4 protein-coding genes are annotated in these 4,643 nt (G+C 71.0%); 3 read left to right on the top strand and 1 reads right to left on the bottom strand.

Annotation, left to right across the window (positions count from 1 at the left end; translation table 11 throughout):
* Window positions 1-1,439 (bottom strand): DEAD/DEAH box helicase (locus KD1_RS12570; RefSeq protein ID WP_068402415.1); only part of this gene is annotated, 1,439 nt, incomplete at its 3' end.
* A 197-nt stretch (window positions 1,440-1,636) separates the two neighbouring features.
* Between KD1_RS12570 and KD1_RS12565 the strand changes: the two genes are divergently transcribed.
* From KD1_RS12565 to KD1_RS12555, 3 genes are all read left to right on the top strand, one after another.
* Window positions 1,637-2,389 carry a lysophospholipid acyltransferase family protein gene (locus KD1_RS12565; RefSeq protein WP_245627401.1) on the top strand — a complete coding sequence of 251 codons (753 nt, stop codon included), beginning with the start codon at window positions 1,637-1,639 and terminating at the stop codon, window positions 2,387-2,389.
* Between the two features lie 70 nt (window positions 2,390-2,459).
* Entirely contained in the window at window positions 2,460-3,788 is a 1,329-nt protein-coding gene (locus KD1_RS12560; protein ID WP_068402409.1) for a Mur ligase family protein, read from the top strand.
* Window positions 3,785-4,597, top strand: a complete 813-nt coding sequence (locus tag KD1_RS12555) for a type 1 glutamine amidotransferase (RefSeq protein WP_083542445.1) — start codon at window positions 3,785-3,787, stop codon at window positions 4,595-4,597. Before KD1_RS12560 ends, KD1_RS12555 begins: the two co-directional genes overlap by 4 nt.
* Window positions 4,598-4,643 lie beyond the last annotated feature (46 nt).

Below are 4,643 nucleotides of genomic sequence, written 5' to 3'. Positions count from 1 at the left end.
CGACCGCGATCGCCCCGGTCGTCGCGCTCCCGGCCCCGGCCGCGCTCCGGCCGGTCGTCGAACCGCCGAGCCGGGCGCTCCGGCTCGGGCTCCATGAGCATCGGCTCATCGCCCTGCATGACGATCGCCAGGGCCGCCGCGACGTCCGCCTCGGGGACGTCGAACTCCTTGACGTAGTGACCGATGACGTCGCGGAAGAAGTCGAGCTGCTCATGACCGAGCGCCTCGGTGATCGCGGCGTCGAAGCGCGTCAGGCGGGTGGCGTTGATGTCCTCGACCGACGGCAGGCTCATCGGCGTCAGCTTCTGCTTCGTCGCCTTCTCGATCGCCCCGAGCAGCCGCCGCTCGCGCGGGGTGACGAACGAGATCGCATCTCCGCTGCGCCCGGCGCGACCCGTGCGACCGATGCGGTGCACGTACGACTCGGTGTCCAGCGGCAGGTCGAAGTTGACGACGTGGCTGATGCGTTCGACGTCGAGCCCGCGCGCTGCGACGTCGGTGGCGACGAGGATGTCGAGCTTGCCCGACTTGAGCTGGTTGACCGTGCGCTCACGCTGAGTCTGGGCGATGTCACCGTTGATCGCCGCCGCCGAGAAGCCGCGCGCCCGCAGCTTCTCGGCGAGGGTCTCGGTGTCGTTCTTCGTGCGGACGAAGACGATCATCGCCTCGAAGTTCTCGACCTCGAGGATGCGCGTGAGGGCATCGACCTTCTGCGGGAACGACACGATGAGGTAGCGCTGCGTGATGTTGGGCGATGTCTGCGTCGAGGCCTTGACCGTGACCTCGACCGGGTCGTTGAGGTGCTGTGCGCTGATACGACGGATCGACGTCGGCATCGTCGCGGAGAACAGCGCGACCTGCTTTTCCGCCGGCGTCTCCGCCAGGATCGTCTCGACGTCCTCGGCGAAGCCCATCTTGAGCATCTCGTCAGCCTCGTCGAGCACGAGGAACCGAAGCTCGCTCAGGTCGAGCGTGCCGCGTTCGAGGTGGTCCATGATCCGGCCAGGCGTGCCCACGACGACGTGCACGCCGCGACGCAACGCGCTGAGCTGCACTCCGTACGCCTGACCGCCGTAGACCGGCAGCACGTGGATGCCCTTGAGGTGCCCGGCGTAGCTCTCGAACGCCTCACAGACCTGCAACGCCAACTCACGCGTCGGGGCGAGCACGAGCGCCTGCGGCGTCTTCTGCTTCGGGTCGAGGCGGCTGAGGATCGGCAGCGCGAACGCGGCCGTCTTGCCGGTACCGGTCTGCGCCAACCCGACGACGTCCCGCCCCTCAAGCAGCGCCGGGATCGTCGCCGCCTGGATCGGGGAGGGGTGTTCGTACCCGATGTCGCGCAGCGACTTCAGGAGTCGCTCGTCGAGGCCGAGGTCGGCGAAGGTGGGCTTGGCCGGCTCATCGGGCGCGGTGGGTGCGTTGGCCTCGGGGGCGTCGATCGCGGGAGCGTCGTTGGCGGGCGCGTCGATCTCGGGCGCGTCGGGGCGGGGGGTATCGGGCGCGTCGGTCACATGCTGACCCTATCCCCGACGCCCGCCCGCGCGTGTGGTTCCCGGGTTCGAGGCGTGGGTGAGGCCCTCGTTGGGTGCGCGTCCTCGCTACAGTGGCGCCCGTCCGCCGCCGTGAGGAGTCCGCGTTGTCCCAGCCCGCCGCCCCGAGTCTGCCGGAGCCCATGCCGCGCACCGAGAACTTCCTGCGGCGCATCGTCGTCGGCCCGGCGTTCAGCGCCTTCACCCGGTTGACCGTCGAAGGGCACGAGCACGTTCCCGCGACCGGCCCGGCGATGATCGCCAGCAATCACCAGTCGTACCTGGACAGCATCGTCATCCCGATCGCCGCACGCCGCCCGGTGCGGTTCATCGCCAAGGCCGAGTACTTCACCGGCACCGGCGTCATGGGCGCGATCAACCGCCTGTGGTTCGGCGGCATGGGCGCGATCCCGGTCGACCGTGCCGATCCGCGCGCGGCGGTGCGCTCCCTCGAACTCGCCGAGGAGGTCCTGCGCGCCGGCGGCGCGTTCGGCATCTACCCCGAGGGCACGCGCTCGCGCGACGGTCGCCTGCACCGCGGCCGCACCGGCATCGCCCGCATCGCGATCGCGACCGGAGCGCCGATCATCCCGTGTGCGATCACCGGCACCGCCGACGTCCAGGGCCCCGACGAGAAGGGCATCCACCGAGCGAAGGTCACGGTGCGGTTCGGGCCGGCCATCGACGTCGCCTCGCTGCAGGCGCAGTTCACGAAGGCCAAGCTGCTGCGCGCCATCACCGACGCGACCATGGACGCCATCGGCGACATGAGCCCGCAGGAACGCTCCGGGCGGTACGCCAGCGACGTCAACGCCGAGATCGCCGCCCGCGAGGCCGGAGAGACCCTCGGCGACGCGTGACGCCGCGACCTGCCGCCGAGCGGATGCCGCGGTACACACGCCGGCAACACGACGCGGTTAGGCTGTCCCGGTGCTGAGGACCACCGCCGCCGTCATTGCCGGCAAGGCCGCCCGTGTCGCGACTCGTCTGCGCGGTGGGGGCGGATCGGCGTTCCCCGGGCTCGTCGCCGAACGGGTCGACCCGGCCTTCCTGCGCAACGCCTTGGCCGAGGTGCGCGGCGGGATCGTCGTCGTCTCCGGCACGAACGGCAAGACGACGACGACCAAGATGCTCGTCGCGATCCTGCGGGCCCACGGCAAGGTCGTCTTCACCAACCCGACCGGCTCGAACTTCACCCGCGGCGTCATCTCCGCGATGCTCGGCGAACTTCCCCTGGGCGGCCGCCTGCACGCCGACCTCGCCGTGCTCGAACTCGACGAGGCCCACGCACTGCGCTTCGCCGACGCGGTGGCCCCGACCGACGCGCTGCTGCTCAACGTCGCCCGCGACCAGCTCGACCGGTTCGCCGAGATCGACCACACCGCGCAACTCCTCGCGCGCCTGGCCGGCCAGGCCACCCGCGGCGTCGTGCTCAACGTCGACGATTCCTACATCTCGCGGATCGCCGATGGGCTGGCCGACGGGGTCCGCGTGGGCTGGTTCGGTCTTGACGACTCCGCCAAGGAACGCCTCGGCGAACTGCAGGAGCAGGACCTGCGCGACGCCACCGACGTCGCGCCGCCGTCGACCGGCCCGACCGACGCCTTCCTCACACCCCTCGACGCCCGCCGCTTCGAGATGCTCTTCGGCCGCCGCGGCGAGGGCGGCCGCGTCGGCCCCCTCGAACTCCACCAGCGTGGTCTGGCCGCGATGATCAACGCGACCGCAGCCACCGCCATGGCCCGCACCCTGCTGGGCGACCACTTCGTGTCGGCCACGGCCAAGGCGGCCCTGCAGGCCATGGCGCCGCCGTTCGGCCGTGGTGAGGTCATCGACGTCGACGGCAATCCGCTGGAGCTCGTCCTCGTCAAGAACCCGGCCGGCTTCACGGTCGCGCTGGGCACCTACGCCGCCGAGCACGACGAGGCTCCGGTCGCGACGATGATCACGATCAACGACCTCGACGCCGACGGGCGCGACGTGTCGTGGCTCTACGACGTCAACTTCGAGTCGCTGCGCGCGAACGGCGTGGCCCTGACCTCCGGCCTACGGGCGTGGGACATGGCGCTGCGCCTCGAGTACGACGATGTCACCGTCGGCGCGGTCGAGCCCGACCTCAACCGCGCCCTCGATCGCTTCCTGGCCGAGCACCGCGACCAGCCCAAGCGCATCTTCTGCTCGTACACGACGATGATGGCGATGCGCCGCGTGCTCGCCGACCGCTACGACCTGCCGGAGTTCGGGGAGGACGCCCAATGACCACTGCCGAAACGCACGACCCGCGTGACCTGCAGATCTTCGGTGAGCCCGAGCGCTCCGACCAGCCCGCCCGGCCCGGTCACGAGGGCAAGGGTGTCATCAACATCGTGCACCTCTACCCGCGCGAGATGAGCATCTACGGCGACCTCGGCAACACCCGCTGCCTGGCCGCACGGATCCGTCGGCACGGCTACGCGCCGGTCGTGCGCCAGCACCACCCCGGTGACGAGATCGCGGCCGACACGCACCTCGTCGTCGGCGGCGGCGGGCAGGACTCGGGCCAGGTCCGCATCGGAGAGGACCTCGCGGCCAACGCCGACCGGCTGCGCGGCCTGGCCGACGACGGCGTGCCCATGCTCATGGTCTGCGGCATGTACCAGCTCTTCGGTCGCCACTTCGTCACCGTCGGCGGCGCCACGGTCCCCGGCCTGGGCATCTTCGACCTCGAGACCCTCGGCGGCGCCACCCGCATGATCGGCCCGGTCGTGCTCGACACCGAGTTCGGGCAGATCGTCGGGTACGAGAACCACTCCGGAGCGACGCAGCTCGCCTCGGGCGCGCGGCCGCTGGGTCGGGTGCAGCACGGGCACGGCAACAACGGCCAGGACCGCGGCGAGGGCGCGATTGCCGGTCACGTCATCGGCACGTACCTGCACGGTCCGGTGCTGCCGGCCAACCCGCGCGTGGCCGACGCGCTGATCGGCTGGGCCGCACAGGCCGCCACGGGCCGGCCGTTCGAGCCCGAGGCCATCGACGACACCACCGCCGACCGGGCGCGGCAGACCCAGATCAGTCGTCTACTGGGGTGAATCTACTCGGGTGAATCGGCTCGGGTGAACCGGCCACCCTCGAGCC

The organism is Kribbia dieselivorans NBRC 106261, assembly GCF_001552435.1.
GTDB classification, from domain to species: domain Bacteria; phylum Actinomycetota; class Actinomycetes; order Actinomycetales; family Dermatophilaceae; genus Kribbia; species Kribbia dieselivorans.
This window is presented reverse-complemented; position numbering and strand designations above follow the sequence as displayed.

Coding starts and splice junctions, on each gene's coding strand:
- KD1_RS12555 (WP_083542445.1), top strand. CDS start 3,785: ATGACCACTGCCGAAACGCACGACCCGCGTGACCTGCAGATCTTCGGT.